Origin of the sequence: Neoaquamicrobium sediminum, from assembly GCF_013240295.1 — a bacterium.
GTDB lineage: Bacteria > Pseudomonadota > Alphaproteobacteria > Rhizobiales > Rhizobiaceae > Aerobium > Aerobium sediminum.
Genome location: NZ_JABETK010000001.1, coordinates 1,193,035 through 1,208,388, shown reverse-complemented (window position 1 = coordinate 1,208,388; position 15,354 = coordinate 1,193,035). Strand labels below are relative to the sequence as shown.

Here is a 15,354-nt window from a genome sequence, read left to right as displayed (position 1 = left end):
CTCAACATAAGCGCTGCCGGCGCGAATGTCAGCGGCTCAACCGGCGGTGACCATGCCCGCCGAAACCGACAGAAACTGCGCGCGGCCCTCCAGCGCGGAGAACAGTGCCGCGTCTGTGCCGGTCATGAAGGCCTGGCAGTTGAGCTCGTCGAGGATCGAGAACAGCGCAGCCCGCCGGCCGGCGTCGAGATGCGCGGCGATCTCGTCGAGCAGCAATATCGGCGCCGACCCGGAGAGTTCAGCCACCAGCCGTGCGTGCGACAGTACGAGGCCGGTAAGCAACGCCTTCTGTTCCCCGGTCGAACATTGCCCGGCGGGCATGTCCTTCGGCCGGTGCCGCACCAGAAGGTCCGAGCGGTGCGGGCCTTCGAGCGTGCGCCCGGCCGCGCGGTCCCGGAACCTATTCTGCGACAGCGAACGCCGGAAACCTTCCTCTACCTCGATCGCCGGCTGCTGCGTCAGCGCTTCCTCAAGCGTGCCAGCCAGCGCGATGTCGGCCTGCGGAAAGGGGCTGTCGCCGGGCAGCCGCTCGACCATGGCGGCGAGCAGCCGCACGATCTCCACCCGCGCGGCGGCGATCGCCGTACCCGTCTCCGCCATCTGGGTTTCGATGGCATCGAACCACTGGTCGTCGCGCGCCTGCTCGGAAAGCAGCCGGTTGCGGCCGCGCATCGCCTTTTCATAGTCGAGCGCGCGTCGCCCGTGGGCGGGGTCGATGGCCAGCACCAGCCGGTCGATGAAGCGGCGCCGGTCGCCCGCCGCGCCCGTGAACAGCGCGTCCATCGCAGGCACCAGCCAGATCACGCGCAGCCACTCCAGCATCTCGTCTGCCGAGCGCGCGGTCGCACCGTTGATGCGCACCTTGCGGCCGACACTATCGCCGTTCGCATTCCGCTCACCGAGCGTTCCCGTGCCGATCTCGACCTCGCCGAACGCACCCGCGACCCGCGCATGGATCGCAAAGCCGCTCCCCGCGCCGCTGCGCGGCACGTCGTCAAGCGTCGCCCGTCGCAGGCCGCGTCCGGGCGTCAGAAACGAGATCGCTTCGAGCAGATTGGTCTTGCCGGCGCCGTTCTCGCCCGTCAGCACAACCGCGCCGGCGTTGAAATCCAGCGCCAGGCTTTCGTAGTTGCGGAAATCGGTCAGCAGCAGGCGTTCGATACGGGTCTGCGCCGCGCCTCGCGGCGGTTCGGCTGTTCCGGTTCCGGTCACGATCGTCCGCTGCGCGCCTAGACGCGCATCGGCATCAGCACGTAGAGCGCGTGGTCGTCGGTCATGTCGTGGATCAGCGTCGGCGCGCCGGCATCGGCCAGCATGAAGCGCGCCTCGCTGCCCGAAAGCTGCGCGGCGACGTCCAGCAGATATTTGGCGTTGAAGCCGATTTCGATCGGGTCGGCATCGTAGTCGGCCGCCACTTCCTCGGTCGCGCTGCCCGAATCGGGATTGTTTACCGTCAACGTCACCTGACCGGAAGCAATCGAGAGTTTCACCGCGCGCCCGCGCTCGGACGAGATCGTCGACACGCGGTCAACCGCCTGGGCGAAGCTCTGCCGGTCGATGATGAGCTTCTTGTCGTTGCCGGTCGGGATGACGCGCTGGTAGTCGGGGAACGTACCGTCGATCAGCTTCGAGGTCAGCACCACGCTGCCGATGGTGAAGCGGATCTTGGTGTCGGACAACTCCGTCGTCACCGCCACGTCGGGATCGTCGACCAGCTTCTGCAGTTCGCTGACGGTCTTGCGCGGGATGATGATGCCCGGCATGCCTTCCGAGCCTGCCGGCGCTTCCACTTCGGCGCGCGCCAGACGGTGCCCGTCGGTGGCCACCGAGCGCAGCATCAGCTTGCCGCCCTCTTCGTGGGCGTGAAGGTAGATGCCGTTGAGGTAGTACCGCGTCTCCTCGGTGGAGATGGCGAACTGGGTCTTTTCGATCAGGCCGCGCAAGGCCTGAGAATCCAGGCGGAAGATGTGGCTGAAAGATCCAGCCGAGAGCTCGGGGAAGTCGGCCTGCGGCAGGCATTGCAGGCGGAACGACGAGCGACCGGAGATCACCGACATCGAGTTGCCGCTCTCGTCCACCTTCAACATTACCTCGGATCCGTCGGGCAGCTTGCGCACGATGTCGTAGAGCAGGTGCGCGGGCACGGTGGTCGCGCCGGTCTGCTCGACAACGGCCGCGGTCGCTTCCGTCACCTCCAGGTCGAGATCCGTCGCCTTCATTTCCAGGCTGGCACCGGAGGCCGACAGCAGCACGTTGGAAAGGATCGGGATCGTATTACGCCGCTCCACGACGCGATGGACGTGGTTCAGCGACTTCAGGAGGTTGGAGCGTTCGAGTGTAACACGCATGACACGCAAGTCTCGCAGCAAAGCATTTCGGAGGCCGCGCCGCATTTCCCTCGATCGGGCCTGCCGGACGCGCAAATGGACAACGAACCTGACAGGAAAATGCCTGCGAAGGCAAGCCCGCAGGGAGGTTGCGGACCCGCCAAGGTGAGGTTTCTCAAGAGAAAAATAGCGGCCAGGCCGACAGATGGCTGCCGGCCTGCTGACCGCGCCGTCAGGCCTGTTCGTTGATGAGCCTTTTCAGCAGTTCGATTTCCTGCGCCATCGTGTTGTCGGCGCCCGAAAGACCCTCGATCTTGCGTACCGCATGAAGAACCGTCGTATGATCCCGGCCACCGAAGCGACGGCCGATCTCGGGCAGGGAGCGGGGCGTCATCACCTTTGCCAGATACATCGCCACCTGCCGAGGCTTGACGATGGTGCGGGTGCGTCGGTTCGAGAGCAGTTCCGTCTTCGAGACGTTGTAGTGGCGCGCGACGATGCGCTGGATGTCCTCGATGCGCACCCGCTTGGGCTCGCCGGCGCGGTAGACGTTGCCGAGCCTCGTCGACCCAGGCGACCGACATTTCAGGCTCGAACGACTGGCGGAAGAGGATTTGGTTGAATGCACCTTCGAGCTCACGCCCGCTTCCGGTCACCGCCTGTGCGATATGCGCGAGGATTTCCTCGGGAATGTCGAGCGAGGGCACTTCAGCCACGGCTGCTGCATGGCGCTGCTTCAGGATCGACAGCCGCATCCCGTAGTCGGGGGTGGCCATTTCCAGCGCGACGCCGCCATTGAGGCGCGAGCGAACGCGGGGCTCCAGCGATTCCAGCTCGGAGGGCGGGCGGTCGGCGGCAACGACCACCTGCTTGGCGCTGTCCAGCAGCATGTTGATGAGGTGGCAGAACTCGTGCTGGATCGACTTGCCCTGCAGAAACTGCATGTCGTCGATGATCAGCAGGTCGATGTCGCGGAGCTGCTCCTTCAGGTGTAGCGCGTAGTTATCGCGGATCGCCGTGGCGAAGCGCCACATGAAATATTCTGCCGTCAGGTAGACCACCCGCGCATTGGGCTTGAGCCTGATCGCTTCGGCCGCGATCGCCTGCAGCAGGTGCGTTTTGCCGAGGCCGACCGAGGCATGGATGAAGAGTGGGTTGAAACGCAGGGCGTTGGACGAGGCCTCGGCGACCGAGCGGGCGGCTGCGAATGCGACGCGGTTGGATGGTCCCTCGACGAATGAGGCAAACGTGTAGCGGCTATCGAGCGGTGAGCCGAGCACGGACTGCTTGCCGGCAAGGTCGGCGCCGTTCATGCGCGGCTGCGCCGGCTTCTCCATGCGTGGGTGTGTTGGCACGGGTGCCTGCAGTCCGACGGAAACTTGGCGGTCCGCTTTCTTGGCCGGCGCGCGCTCCTCCTCGATCTGGGGTGCGGCGCTACGCGTGGCGGATCGGACGACGATCTCCAGCTTGAGCATGGCGGGGTCGCCCTGCTTCCAAAGTTCGGCGATCAGGTCGAGGTAGTGATTGTTGATCCACTGGCGCAGGAACGCCGTCGGCACGGAGAGCCGTATCAGGCCGCGGGACGTCTCCGCGATCTTCATTCGACCGAACCAGCTCGAATAGACGTCGTTGCCAAGCCTGGCCTTGAGTTGCGCTTTCACGCGCTCGAAATTGGCCTCGGGCCCGCTCGCCGGCGTCATCCCCGTCCTCTCCTCGATCTGTTGTGCTGGAACAAACGTGGCCGGTTCGGCCCGCTCTGCAATGCCGCTGTGCATCTTTGCCTGACTTCCCTGTGTATTCGTTGTGGCGCTCCGTCGTCCGACTTGAAATCCGCATCCGGTGCGCGGGCGCCTTTTTTGTCTTTGCCGTACCTCGTTACTCTCTACCGGCGTCGCATTCCTTTCATTCTCCAGACCGGCCATCCGCACTGGCCGGCTTCACTCACACACAAGACACAAGAACCCCTCCCGAACTTGCGTCCGGGAACAAAATTGCGTCACAAATAAACAGTCCCCTTGCGTCGAACAGGCACAATCAAACCGCTCGCGAACTTGCGCCCGCGCTAAGCTGTTGCCGCTGTCTGGCTGGGATCAGCAGGGTTTGGGCCTGCCCCATTCGATGTCCGGACTTTACCGAAAAGGCGGCGCGCAGGGCAAGAGACAGGTAAGGAATTTTTCACGATTCGGAGCGCAGATTCAGCTTGACGCACTGCGGGCGAAAGCCCCCGGTGAGAGAAGTCGTTACGATTCAAAACCTTTTGCCAGCGGTACTAAAAAGCCACCGTTTTTCACAAAAATGTCTTGACAGCCGGGTATCCGCTTTGGACTCGCCGGATATGCGACTGCGGAATCGCAACCGCGAATAAGCGACTGATTTTGAACGATATTTTATAAGCTTAAAAAGCTCGGGCGCGGCGGCAGCTTGTTCCGGTTCAACTCATGGATGAACAAGGCCAGGTTGCGCCGGCAAAAGACGGCCGGCTGCGCGGCACCCGCCGGATCACATATGCGGGCCCCTGCGCCACGCAAAACAAAACCCGGCGAACGGGTCACCGGGTTCATGTTTCGACTAAAGGCTTAAAGCCTTATCAGGCAGTCAGCGTCTTGAGCCGCTGGGCAAGGCGCGAAACCTTGCGGGATGCCGTATTGCGATGAAGCACGCCCTTGGAGGCGGCGCGCATCAGTTCCGGCTGCGCGGCGGTGAATGCAGCCTGGGCCGCTGCCTTGTCGCCGCTGGCCAGAGCTTCCTCGACCTTGCGGATGAAGGTACGAACGCGCGAACGGCGGTTCTTGTTGATCGCGGTGCGGCGGGCGATCTTGCGCGTTGCCTTTTTGGCCGAAGACGTATTGGCCATGATGCCTCTCTCTCACTATGTCACGTGAAGCGCCAGAACGGATCGATTCCGCTTGAACCTATCGTCTGGCGCAAAAACAAAGGGGCAGCCATAGGCCGCCTCAGTTGCGGCGGCTTATAGATGAGCTTTTCCGGCGCGTCAACGCTTCAATGCGTTGCTGCCGTTCTCAGCGATTGCGGAATGTCGCCGGCCGTTTTTCGGAGAAGGCCGCCATGCCTTCTTTCTGATCCTCCAGCGAAAACATCGCGTGGAAGACCCTGCGCTCGAACCGCAGCCCCTCGGTGAGCGTCGTCTCGTAGGCGCGGTTGACGGCTTCCTTGTTCATCATCACCGCAGGCAGCGACAGTCCGGCGATCTTTTCGGCAGCTTTGACCGCTTCCTCGACCACGTCGGCGGCCGGAACCACGCGTGAGACGAGACCGGAGCGCTCCGCCTCGGCTGCATCCATCATGCGGCCCGTCAGGCACATATCCATCGCCTTGGACTTGCCGACGAAGCGCGTGAGCCGCTGCGAGCCGCCCATGCCCGGCATCACGCCCAGCGTGATCTCAGGCTGGCCGAACTTGGCATTGTCGCCGGCAATGATGAAATCGCACATCATGGCGAGCTCGCATCCGCCGCCGAGCGCATAGCCGGAAACCGCAGCGATGATCGGCTTGCGGATGCGGGTCATGGCGTCCCACCCGGCGAAGAAGTCCGCCATATACATGTCGATGTAGGACTTCTCCTGCATCTCCTTGATATCGGCGCCGGCCGCGAATGCCTTCTCCGAGCCGGTCAGAACGATCGCACCGATTGCCTCGTCGGCCTCGAAGGCCTGGAGTGCCGCGACCACTTCCTCCATCACCATGCTGTTGAGGGCGTTCAGCGCCTTGGGGCGATTGAGCGTAACGAGGCCTACCTTGCCGCGCGTCTCCACGAGGATCGTTTCATAGGCCATCGTTTCTTTCCTCCAAATGGCGTTTCGATGCGTGCCCAGATAGCTAACGTTGGCAGGACGGGCAATAGAAGGTCGAGCGGCCGCTCTGCACGATGCGCTGCACCGTGCCGCCGCAGCCGGGCTTGCGGCAGGGCTCGCCCTCGCGGTCGTAGACGTTGAACGAATGCTGGAAATAGCCGAGCGATCCGTCGGCCTGCACATGGTCGCGCAGCGAGGATCCTCCGGCTGCGATGGCGTCGGCGATTACCTCGCGGATGGCTTCGGCAAGCCTCTCGCAGCGGGCGTTGGTACGGCCCGGTGGGGGAGCGATGGACCCGGCCTCGCGGCGCGGCGACAGGCCTGCCCGCCACAGCGCCTCGCAGACATAGATGTTGCCGAGGCCCGCAATCAGCCGCTGGTCGAGCAGTGCTGCCTTCAGCGGCGCGCGACGCCCGCGCAACAGATCGCCCAGCATCGCGCCGTCGAGCGCGTTGCCCGTCGGCTCGATCCCCAGCCCGGCCAGTGACGGGTGTTCGTGAAGGGTTGCCCGCGGCGAAAACAGCATGAAGCCGAAGCGCCGCGGATCGTTGAAGACCACCCGGTTGGTCGCGCCCGCATCGTTTTCCAGATGGAATACGACATGATCGTGCGCCTCGTTCTTGGATCGCTCGTGGTGAAACACGCCCGGCACGGAATCATCGCTGCCCGCCAGGATGCGGAACGATCCGGACATGCCGAGATGACAGATCAGAACCGGGTCGCGGTCGAGGTGCATCGTCAGATATTTCGCGCGCCGCCCCAGTGAGATCACCGAGCGCCCCGTCAGGCTCGCCACGAAGTCGGCGGGAAACGGAAAGCGCAGGTCGGGCCGCCGCTGTTCGACCGCGACGATGCGCGCGCCCTCGAATACCGGCTGCAGCCCGCGCCGGACCGTCTCGACCTCGGGAAGCTCAGGCATTGCCGGAAAGCTTGGCCCGGAAAGACGTGCCGTATTTGCCCGGCGCAATGCCGAGATGCTCGGCGACTGTCTCGCCGATGTCCGCGAAGCTGGTGCGCACGCCCATCGATCCGCCGCCGAGCCCAGGGCCGGTTCCCAGCACCGGCACCCGTTCGCGCGTATGGTCGGTTCCACGCCATGTCGGGTCGCAGCCATGGTCCGCCGTCAGCATCAGCATGTCGCCGTCGGCGAGCTGCGCGAGCGCTTCCGGCAGGCGCGCGTCGAACGCTTCAAGTGCCGCCGCGTAGCCCGGAACGTCGCGCCGGTGGCCGAAATTCGTGTCGAAGTCTACGAAATTGGCGAAAACGAAGTCGCCGTCGCCTGCTTCGTGCATCGCCGCGAGTGCGGCATCGAACATCGCCATGTTGTTGGGGGCCTTGCGCAGGTCCGAGATGCCGCGATGCGCGAAGATGTCGCCGATCTTGCCGACGGCGAAGACCTTGCGGCCGGCGTCCGTCAGCCGGTCGAGCAGCGTCGGCTCCGGTGGTGGCGTCGCGAAATCCTTGCGGTTCGGCGTACGCTCGAAGTCCTTGGCATTTTCACCCACGAACGGGCGCGCGATCACCCTGCCGATATTCAGTGCGTCGGCCAGCCTGCGTCCGGTGCGGCACAGCTCGTAAAGCCTCTCCAGGCCGAAATGTTCCTCATGCGCGGCGATCTGGATGACCGAGTCGCTGGAGGTGTAGCAGATGGGCTTGCCGGTGCGGATATGCTCCTCGCCGAATTCCTCGATCACGCCCGTGCCGGACGCATGGCAGTTGGCGAGGATACCCGGAATGTTGCCTTCGCGGATCAGCGCTTCGGTGAAGTCGGCGGGAAAGGCAGGCTGCGTGTCTGGAAAATAGCCCCAGTCGAACCGGACCGGCAGCCCAGCGATCTCCCAATGGCCCGAGGGCGTGTCCTTGCCGCTCGAAGTCTCTGTCGCCGCCGCGTGGAAGCCGGAGGTGGCCTCTGCCGGCATCGGTCGGCCCGTGGCGAGCGCGGCAGCGTGACCCAACCCCAGCGCCCGCATGTTGGGCACATGAAGCGGACCCTTCCGCAGGCCCGCGGCATCGCCTTCGCCACGCGCGCAGGCCGCTTCGATATGCCCGTACGTGTCCGATCCCTCGTCACCGAAAGACGCCGCGTCAGGCGCGCCGCCGATGCCGAAGGAATCGAGCACGAAAAGGAATGCGCGGGCCATGTACTGGGTGCTTTCTGCCGGTTCGGTGACTTCCAAGACATAGGTTCATGCGCCGATCTTGGCAATTATGAAACCAAAACAGCCGAAAATCCGCGCTGGCAACGGCTTGGAGCAGGAAACGTGGTTCGACACCGGGCGATTTCGGGAGCGGGTGCTGCCGTATTTTTCGCATGCTGGATTTCAGGTGCGGCTACGGCGGCTGACGGAGGGCCCGCAACGCCCTTCCGGATAGGCCTTGTGGCTTCCGGCGGGGAGGGCGCGGCCGTCGAGGGCCTTTCGGCGATCAAGACGGCGTTCTCGAACGCGCTGTCGATGCCGGTCGATGTGCTGGTTGCCCGTGACTATCCCGCGCTCATCGAAAGCCATCTGGATGGCCGGATCGACTATGCCATCTACACCGCGCCCGCCTATGCTGCGGCATCGATCCGCTGCGCCTGCCTGCGCCCGGTTGCGGCGCCCATCGGCATCGACGGCTCATTCGGGCTCCGTTCGGTGCTGATCGTGCGCCCGGCCGAAAGCGATACCGCCCCGAAATCCATTGCTGTGGGCCCGGATGACAGTCTGGCGACGCGGCTTGCGCCTCTGGCGTCCTGGCCGGGCGCTGTGGATGCGCTCGAGGCTGGCGGATTTGTCCCGACCGAAAGCGCCGGCGAGGCCGAGGCCATGTTCCTCAGCGGCGCGGTCGATGCCTATTTCGGCTGGGTGCCGGCCGCACCTGAACCTGGAGACGGGTCGCTGTCCGGCGGCTCCATCGACCGTCTTGCCTCAGCCGGCGTGGACGCCTCCGCTTTCGAGATAACCTGGCACTCGGCCCTGCTGCGATACGGGCCGCACGCGGTCCGCAACACGCTGCCGCAGGAGCAGGTCGAGGCGTTGCAGCGCCTGCTGACCGGCGTCGTCGCCGATCGCGATCTCAACTACTATCTGGAACGTCGTCACGGCGGCGGCTTTGCCGCTACCGCTCAAGAGGATTACCTGTCCGTTATTGAGGCACTCGGCGCAGTCGGCAAGGCGATGCCGGCCAACTCCGCCTCGCCCACGGAATGATCTTCGGGGTCAGCAGTCGCTGCAATCGATCTCCGCCGTCATGCGGGGGCGCAGGAAGTAGCTTTCATCCATGTCGATCCTGTCGAACGAAGCCGCCAGTCCAATCGCGGCCTTGTTTTCCGCCGTCCAGGTCAGAACGGGCCGGTATTCCAGTCCGGCACTCACCTGGATCAGGAACGTGTCCCTGATTTTCAACGTCGTCGGAACCTGGGTTTCGGTGCCTTTTACCGGCCCCTGCATGAATGCGCCGTTCCGCATCCTTCGCGACCACTGCACAATCGCCTTGGGAGTGCTTGTGTCGGTGAGCTTGATCGCGGTGACGGTGATGTCCGGCTGGCTGCGGTTGTAGGGCAGCAGAATTGCGCTGCCGATCTGCATGATCGCCTCCAGTTCGGAGCGGTTGATGCTTTGCTGCTGCGTGACGAGGTCGGCGACCATGGAGCCGATCCTGCTGACCTTCTTGTTGGCCTCGATGCCTTGTGCAACTTCCATCGTCACGAAGTAGAGCGACAGAAGCACGGGCGCGACCATGGCGAATTCCAGGGCGGCCACCCCGCGCCGGTCGCCAACGAGGCGAAGGAGCCTTGCCTTTGTACCGACAAGCCCGTTGAGAATAGCGCGTTTCATGTTCATCCCCTGCTCTCCCCGCTAGAGCAATCTCTTACGTCTGGCCCAGGAGCCGTCTATTCCTCGAATGGCTCGTTCTGCCAGGTGACCGTTGCGTAGTGCAGCGTCTTTCCATCCTTCAGGTTCGACATCGACTTGCGCAGGAAATCGGTCATCACCGGCCAGCGGTAGAATACCCGCAACTGGTTCTTCGAAAGCGCCTTGCCTGGGTCGATCTTGAAGCCCTTGGTGTCGATATCGTTGTCCTTGGTGAAGGCGATACGCTGCTGTGCAGCCTGTGCGAATGTGTTGAAGCTGCGCAGGTCGATCTCGAGGCCGGGACAACCATCCGACACCACGATCTCCAGCCGGTCGCAGATTTTATTGCGCACCAGGTTCTTGTCGGCCTCGACATCGGCAATCTGTATCTGGCCGGTGCGGAACTGGCGGGCCACGTCGTCAGTGATGCTGGACATGAGCTGCTGGGCTGCAAACGAGATGCAGCTTTCCAGGATCGCGAACACGAGCATGGCGAACGGAATAGCCAGCGCCGTGAATTCGATCGCGACGCTGCCTTTCGCATCTTTTACGAAATGACGCAGAAAGCCTGGTCGCCGCGGCTTGCCGCGCGTCTCGACTGGTTTTTTCTCGCTTGCATCATGCATGGTGGCACCCTGCCGGTGGTATCTCATGGCAGGACCATACAGTAGGCGGGTTGAGGGGCCGTTTTGGCGAACTCTCAAATTGAGCGGCCAAAGTCAGCCCTTCGTTAACGCTTATTCGGAGTAGCGACGCATCTCAGCTTCCGAGGTCGTCTCGGCCTCGTTCTTGAACGAGGATTCGCAATACGGGCTGCAGGACAGGGTCTGCACGTCGGACCGACGATAGATGCGCACGGAATTGGCAAGATGCCGCGATACGACGATCTGCTCGTCGACGATCGGAGCGCCGTCATTGTCCAAAACCACAAGATTGGTCACGCCGAAGCCTTTGCCGGTAAGCACGATCGTGGATGCGTCCTGAACGGAAGCGTCGGCGATCGCCGGATTGCCGATGACGATCGTGTCGGCAGGGCGCGCGAGCTTGACGATCTTGGCCTGGTTCATCTGAACCTGGATCGGTTCGCCTGCAAGGGTTTGGGCCGGCAATGCCACCGCGCTCGCCAGGGCCATGCCCGTTACGAAATTGATCCAGCGCCGCGCCATGCGAGTTCTCCAGGTCTTGGACAGTTGAAGGAAAAATGAAGGATATTGGTGAACCGACCGTTAAGGCGCGGGATCTCTGGCGATTCATCTGTTTTTTGACATCAAAAACGGCTAGAGACGCGCCATGGAAATGAACGACACGATTACGCGCGAAACAAACCTGCCGTCCGAGGCGCATGGCGCAGCGCCCCGCAAGGTCTTCGTCAAGACTTACGGCTGCCAGATGAATGTCTACGATTCCCAGCGCATGGCGGATGCGCTCGCTGCGGAAGGCTACCAGCCTACGGCCGAGATCGAGGACGCCGACCTGGTGCTCCTGAATACCTGCCATATCCGCGAAAAGGCGGCCGAAAAGGTCTATTCGGAGCTCGGCCGTATCCGCCAGCTCAAGGCCGAGCGAGCCGCCAGCGGCCGTGAGACTTTGGTCGGCGTTGCCGGCTGCGTCGCACAGGCCGAGGGCGACGAGATTCTCCGTCGCGCGCCGGTGGTCGATCTGGTCATCGGCCCGCAAACCTATCATCGCTTGCCACAGGTCGTGCAGAAGGCGCGGGCGGGCGAGAAGGTCGTCGAGACGGAATACGCCATCGAGGACAAGTTCGAGCACCTGCCGGCACTGGAGCGCAAGGCGGTGCGCAGCAGGGGCGTAACGGCGTTTCTCACCGTCCAGGAAGGCTGCGACAAGTTCTGCACCTTCTGCGTGGTGCCTTACACGCGCGGTTCGGAAGTCTCGCGTCCGGTCTCTCAACTCGTTGCGGAGGCCGAGCGGCTTGCGGAAGCCGGCGTTCGCGAGGTCACCCTGCTCGGGCAGAACGTCAATGCCTGGCACGGCGAGGGTCCGGATGGCACCGAATGGGGTCTTGGACAACTGTTGTTCCGCCTTGCCGAAATTCCTGGCCTTGCGCGGCTGCGCTATACCACCAGCCATCCGCGCGACATGGACGATGCGCTGATCGCCGCCCATCGCGATCTGCCGTCGCTGATGCCCTACCTGCATTTGCCGGTTCAATCGGGATCGGATCGTATCCTGAAGGCGATGAACCGGAAGCATACCGGCGCCGATTACCTCCGGCTGGTCGACCGCATTCGCGCCGCGCGACCCGACATCGCCATGTCCGGCGACTTCATCGTCGGATTCCCGGGCGAGACGGATGAGGATTTCGAGGACACGATGCGGATTATCCGCGACGTGACCTATGCGCAGGCGTTTTCGTTTAAATATTCGCCGAGGCCGGGAACGCCTGGCGCCGATTTGCCGTTACAGGTGGCCGAAGACGTCAAGAATGAGAGGCTTCAACGCCTGCAGGCCCTGGTGGCCGAACAGCAGACTGCTTTTGCCGCAAGTCTTGTCGGTTCGGAAATCGACCTGCTGATCGAGAAGCCCGGCCGAAATCCCGGTCAGCGGGTCGGCCGTTCCCCTTGGCTTCAGCCGGTAATTGTTGATGAAATGGCCGGCGAAATCGGTGACATTGTCAGAGTGCGAATCACGAAAGCGGGTCCCAACAGCCTTTTCTCCGAACCTGTGACCGGAGACGGGCGTTAATCAGGAGAGACGTTTGAGCGCCGCAACAGAACTGAAAGCACCGCCCGCCGGGGCCTCCGACATGGCGCATATCGTTCTGACCTTCGACAACAACAAGCACGCGAGCGCGCTTTACGGCCAGTTCGACGAGAATCTGGCCCGGCTGGAGCAGAAGCTGGGCGTCGATATACGCTCGAAGGGCAATCAGCTATCCATCAAGGGCGATCCGGTCGCTGCCGAGCAGGCGCGGCGCGCGCTGGATTATCTCTACGAGCTCCTCCAGAAGGGCGCGGACGTGTCTCCCTCCGAGGTGGATGGCGCGATCCGCATGGCGATAGCCGTCGACGATCAGCTCACGCTCCCGACGCTTGAGCGCAAGGGCAAGGTGGCGGCAGCGCAGATCGCCACGCGCAAACGCACGATCTATGCGCGTTCATTGAACCAGGACGCCTATATGCGGGCGCTGGAGCGCTCCGAGCTCGTCTTCGGCATAGGGCCTGCCGGCACCGGCAAGACCTATCTGGCGGTCGCTCACGCGGCGATGCTGCTCGAGCGCGGCATGGTCGAGCGCATCGTGCTGTCGCGCCCGGCCGTCGAGGCCGGCGAGCGGCTCGGCTTCCTGCCCGGCGACATGAAGGAGAAGGTCGATCCTTATCTGCGGCCGCTCTATGACGCGCTCTACGACATGATCCCCGCCGACAAGGTCGAGCGGGCGATTGCGGCCGAGGTCATCGAGATCGCGCCGCTGGCCTTCATGCGCGGCCGCACGCTGCGCAATGCGGCGATCATTCTCGACGAGGCACAGAACACCACGCCGATGCAGATGAAGATGTTCCTGACCCGGCTCGGCGAAGGCGGTCGCATGATCGTCACCGGCGATCCGAGCCAGATCGACCTGCCGCCAAACACCAAGTCGGGCCTCGTTGAGGCGCTTCAGGTGCTGGACGGCGTTCCGGGCATCGTCACCGTTCGGTTCAACGACGTGGACGTCGTCCGCCACCCGCTGGTCGCCGAAATCGTCAGGGCCTACGACGCCCATGGTTCCGGCGCCGACCGCAAGGGTCGGATCGACGTTTGACGCACTGATATCGTGATGATCGACATAGACATCGCGATCGAAGCCGGCGCGTGGCCGGCCGAGGATGAGCTTTCGGCGCTTGCTGCTCCGACTGTTGACGCGGTTTTGGTCGAGCTCGACCTGAAAGCGGCAAATACGGCTGAACTTTCGCTGCTTTTCACCGACGACGCGCACATCGCCGAGCTCAATCGCGGCTGGCGCGGCAAGGACAAGGCGACGAACGTCCTGTCGTTCCCCGCCTTCGAAATCGCCCCGGGCGACCCGCTCCCGGCGATGCTGGGCGACATCGTGCTCGCCTTCGAGACGATTTCTTCGGAGGCGGTACTGGAAGAAAAGCCCTTCGAGCACCATCTCAGGCACCTGATCGTGCATGGCATGCTGCATCTTCTCGGCTACGACCACGAAACCGACGAAGAAGCCGAGGAAATGGAAGCGCTCGAACGGCGCATACTCGCCGGACTTGCCATTCCTGATCCATATGGATAACTGAAAAGGTCAAACGACCGAAAGACGATGAACGAAAACGCACAATCTGCCGCTGTTGCGGAGCAGGGCGGCGAACAGGGCTCCGACCAGTCAGGCGAGTCCCAAAGTACGCCCGCCGGACGATCCGGCACCAAACCCTCATTATTCGAACGGCTGGCTGCGCGGTTTCGACCGCGCAACGGATCGAGCCTGCGTGAAGACCTGGCGGATGCGCTGTCCGAACAGGCGACCGGCACCGTGTTCTCGGTCGGTGAGCGCGCCATGCTCAACAACATCCTACGCCTGCGCGAGCTGCGCGTCGAGGATGTCATGGTGCCGCGTGCCGACATCGAGGCCATCGAACTGTCGACCGCGCTTGGCGATCTTCTGACACTCTTCGAGGAGTCGGGCCGTTCGCGCATGCCGGTCTATCAGGAGACGCTCGACGATCCGCGCGGCATGGTCCACATCCGCGACGTTGTGGGTTACATCACGCGCGCCGCCAAGCAGAAGAAGGGCCGCGCCACGCGCAAAACCCCGGCACTGCCGCTCGATCTGGCCAATGTCGATCTCGGCAAGCCGATCGGCGACCTTGGCATCGTGCGGCCTGTGCTTTTCGTGCCGCCGTCGATGCTTGCCTCCGACCTGATGACCCGCATGCAGGCTGCGCGCATCCAGATGGCTCTCGTCATCGACGAATATGGCGGCACCGACGGTCTCGTTTCGCTGGAGGACATCGTCGAGATGGTCGTCGGCGACATCGAGGACGAGCATGACGAGGACGAGGAGCCGATGATCACCCGCACGGGCGACGGCATTTTCGTCGTCGACGCCAAGGCAGAGATCGAGGATGTCGCCGAAGCCATCGGCGAGGCCTTCACCGGCGGTGAGCACGAGGAATATGTCGACACCATCGGCGGCATGATCTTCAACGCGCTCGGCCGTGTTCCGGCGCGCGGCGAGGTCGTGCAGGCGATTCCCGGCTTCGAGTTCCACGTGCTGGATGCAGATCCCCGCCGCGTCAAGCGGGTCAGGATCGTTCAGGGCAGGGCGGCGGACCGCCGCAGGGCGCGGATGGTCACGCGAGACGAGCCCTTGCCGCCGCCTGCCGAAGTCAAAGCGCCTGAAAAGCAGAGCGCCTGATCAGACGAGTG

At 63.5% G+C, this 15,354-nt stretch carries 14 protein-coding genes and 1 pseudogene; 5 read left to right on the top strand and 10 right to left on the bottom strand.

The features are described from left to right. Positions 1 to 36: 36 nt before the first annotated feature. From recF to HK436_RS05705, 7 genes and pseudogenes are all read right to left on the bottom strand, one after another. Positions 37 to 1,215, bottom strand: coding sequence for a DNA replication/repair protein RecF (recF, locus tag HK436_RS05735; protein ID WP_376769149.1), 1,179 nt, complete (start codon positions 1,213 to 1,215; stop codon positions 37 to 39). Between the two features lie 14 nt (positions 1,216 to 1,229). Then, complete coding sequence (gene dnaN, locus HK436_RS05730; RefSeq protein ID WP_173187995.1) at positions 1,230 to 2,348, bottom strand: DNA polymerase III subunit beta; 1,119 nt, start codon at positions 2,346 to 2,348, stop codon at positions 1,230 to 1,232. Positions 2,349 to 2,559: 211 nt separating this feature from the next. After that, a pseudogene (gene dnaA, locus HK436_RS05725) lies at positions 2,560 to 4,027 on the bottom strand (chromosomal replication initiator protein DnaA). Positions 4,028 to 4,914: 887 nt separating this feature from the next. Then, the gene (gene rpsT / locus HK436_RS05720) at positions 4,915 to 5,181 is read right to left on the bottom strand and encodes a 30S ribosomal protein S20 (protein ID WP_173187993.1); all 267 of its coding nucleotides are present in this window, start codon (positions 5,179 to 5,181) and stop codon (positions 4,915 to 4,917) included. A gap of 166 nt (positions 5,182 to 5,347) precedes the next feature. Next, positions 5,348 to 6,121: an enoyl-CoA hydratase gene (locus tag HK436_RS05715; protein WP_173187992.1), complete on the bottom strand. Its 774-nt coding sequence runs from the start codon at positions 6,119 to 6,121 to the stop codon at positions 5,348 to 5,350. Positions 6,122 to 6,164: 43 nt separating this feature from the next. Then, the gene (gene mutM / locus HK436_RS05710; RefSeq protein ID WP_173187990.1) at positions 6,165 to 7,058 is read right to left on the bottom strand and encodes a bifunctional DNA-formamidopyrimidine glycosylase/DNA-(apurinic or apyrimidinic site) lyase; all 894 of its coding nucleotides are present in this window, start codon (positions 7,056 to 7,058) and stop codon (positions 6,165 to 6,167) included. Next, positions 7,051 to 8,280, bottom strand: a complete 1,230-nt coding sequence (locus HK436_RS05705) for a phosphopentomutase (RefSeq protein WP_173189978.1) — start codon at positions 8,278 to 8,280, stop codon at positions 7,051 to 7,053. The genes mutM and HK436_RS05705 overlap by 8 nt, the downstream gene beginning before the upstream one ends. 237 nt (positions 8,281 to 8,517) lie before the next feature. Between HK436_RS05705 and HK436_RS05700 the strand changes: the two genes are divergently transcribed. Beyond that, positions 8,518 to 9,327 carry a phosphate/phosphite/phosphonate ABC transporter substrate-binding protein gene (locus tag HK436_RS05700; protein ID WP_173187988.1) on the top strand — a complete coding sequence of 270 codons (810 nt, stop codon included), beginning with the start codon at positions 8,518 to 8,520 and terminating at the stop codon, positions 9,325 to 9,327. A 9-nt stretch (positions 9,328 to 9,336) separates the two neighbouring features. On the opposite strand, the gene HK436_RS05695 is transcribed toward HK436_RS05700, so the two are convergent. The 3 genes from HK436_RS05695 to HK436_RS05685 all read right to left on the bottom strand — a co-directional run bounded on the left by HK436_RS05695 (position 9,337) and on the right by HK436_RS05685 (position 11,105). Beyond that, entirely contained in the window at positions 9,337 to 9,960 is a 624-nt protein-coding gene (locus tag HK436_RS05695) for a TadE/TadG family type IV pilus assembly protein (protein WP_312860503.1), read from the bottom strand. 50 nt (positions 9,961 to 10,010) lie between these two features. Next, on the bottom strand, positions 10,011 to 10,598 hold the full coding sequence (locus HK436_RS05690; protein ID WP_173187986.1) for a TadE/TadG family type IV pilus assembly protein: 588 nt from the start codon (positions 10,596 to 10,598) through the stop codon (positions 10,011 to 10,013). A 111-nt stretch (positions 10,599 to 10,709) separates the two neighbouring features. After that, positions 10,710 to 11,105: a pilus assembly protein N-terminal domain-containing protein gene (locus tag HK436_RS05685; RefSeq protein WP_376769148.1), complete on the bottom strand. Its 396-nt coding sequence runs from the start codon at positions 11,103 to 11,105 to the stop codon at positions 10,710 to 10,712. 157 nt (positions 11,106 to 11,262) lie between these two features. Here HK436_RS05685 and miaB point away from each other — a divergent pair, with 157 nt between their 5' ends. The 4 genes from miaB to HK436_RS05665 all read left to right on the top strand — a co-directional run bounded on the left by miaB (position 11,263) and on the right by HK436_RS05665 (position 15,343). Beyond that, a complete protein-coding gene (gene miaB, locus HK436_RS05680; protein WP_173187982.1) occupies positions 11,263 to 12,678 on the top strand; it encodes a tRNA (N6-isopentenyl adenosine(37)-C2)-methylthiotransferase MiaB in 1,416 nt (471 codons plus the stop codon). 61 nt (positions 12,679 to 12,739) lie between these two features. Continuing rightward, entirely contained in the window at positions 12,740 to 13,735 is a 996-nt protein-coding gene (locus HK436_RS05675) for a PhoH family protein (RefSeq protein WP_173189974.1), read from the top strand. A 15-nt stretch (positions 13,736 to 13,750) separates the two neighbouring features. Then, complete coding sequence (gene ybeY, locus HK436_RS05670; protein WP_173187980.1) at positions 13,751 to 14,221, top strand: rRNA maturation RNase YbeY; 471 nt, start codon at positions 13,751 to 13,753, stop codon at positions 14,219 to 14,221. 27 nt (positions 14,222 to 14,248) lie between these two features. Next, positions 14,249 to 15,343, top strand: coding sequence for a hemolysin family protein (locus HK436_RS05665; protein ID WP_173187978.1), 1,095 nt, complete (start codon positions 14,249 to 14,251; stop codon positions 15,341 to 15,343). The last annotated feature ends 11 nt before the right edge of the window (positions 15,344 to 15,354 follow it).

Bases quoted from the DNA above. Each gene is read 5' to 3' on its own strand.
- dnaN (WP_173187995.1), bottom strand. From the start codon at position 2,348: ATGCGTGTTACACTCGAACGCTCCAACCTCCTGAAGTCGCTGAACCAC.
- rpsT (WP_173187993.1), bottom strand. From the start codon at position 5,181: ATGGCCAATACGTCTTCGGCCAAAAAGGCAACGCGCAAGATCGCCCGC.
- HK436_RS05715 (WP_173187992.1), bottom strand. From the start codon at position 6,121: ATGGCCTATGAAACGATCCTCGTGGAGACGCGCGGCAAGGTAGGCCTC.
- mutM (WP_173187990.1), bottom strand. From the start codon at position 7,058: ATGCCTGAGCTTCCCGAGGTCGAGACGGTCCGGCGCGGGCTGCAGCCG.
- HK436_RS05705 (WP_173189978.1), bottom strand. From the start codon at position 8,280: ATGGCCCGCGCATTCCTTTTCGTGCTCGATTCCTTCGGCATCGGCGGC.
- HK436_RS05695 (WP_312860503.1), bottom strand. From the start codon at position 9,960: ATGAACATGAAACGCGCTATTCTCAACGGGCTTGTCGGTACAAAGGCA.
- HK436_RS05690 (WP_173187986.1), bottom strand. From the start codon at position 10,598: ATGCATGATGCAAGCGAGAAAAAACCAGTCGAGACGCGCGGCAAGCCG.
- HK436_RS05685 (WP_376769148.1), bottom strand. From the start codon at position 11,105: ATGGCCCTGGCGAGCGCGGTGGCATTGCCGGCCCAAACCCTTGCAGGC.
- miaB (WP_173187982.1), top strand. From the start codon at position 11,263: ATGGAAATGAACGACACGATTACGCGCGAAACAAACCTGCCGTCCGAG.
- HK436_RS05675 (WP_173189974.1), top strand. From the start codon at position 12,740: ATGGCGCATATCGTTCTGACCTTCGACAACAACAAGCACGCGAGCGCG.
- ybeY (WP_173187980.1), top strand. From the start codon at position 13,751: ATGATCGACATAGACATCGCGATCGAAGCCGGCGCGTGGCCGGCCGAG.
- HK436_RS05665 (WP_173187978.1), top strand. From the start codon at position 14,249: ATGAACGAAAACGCACAATCTGCCGCTGTTGCGGAGCAGGGCGGCGAA.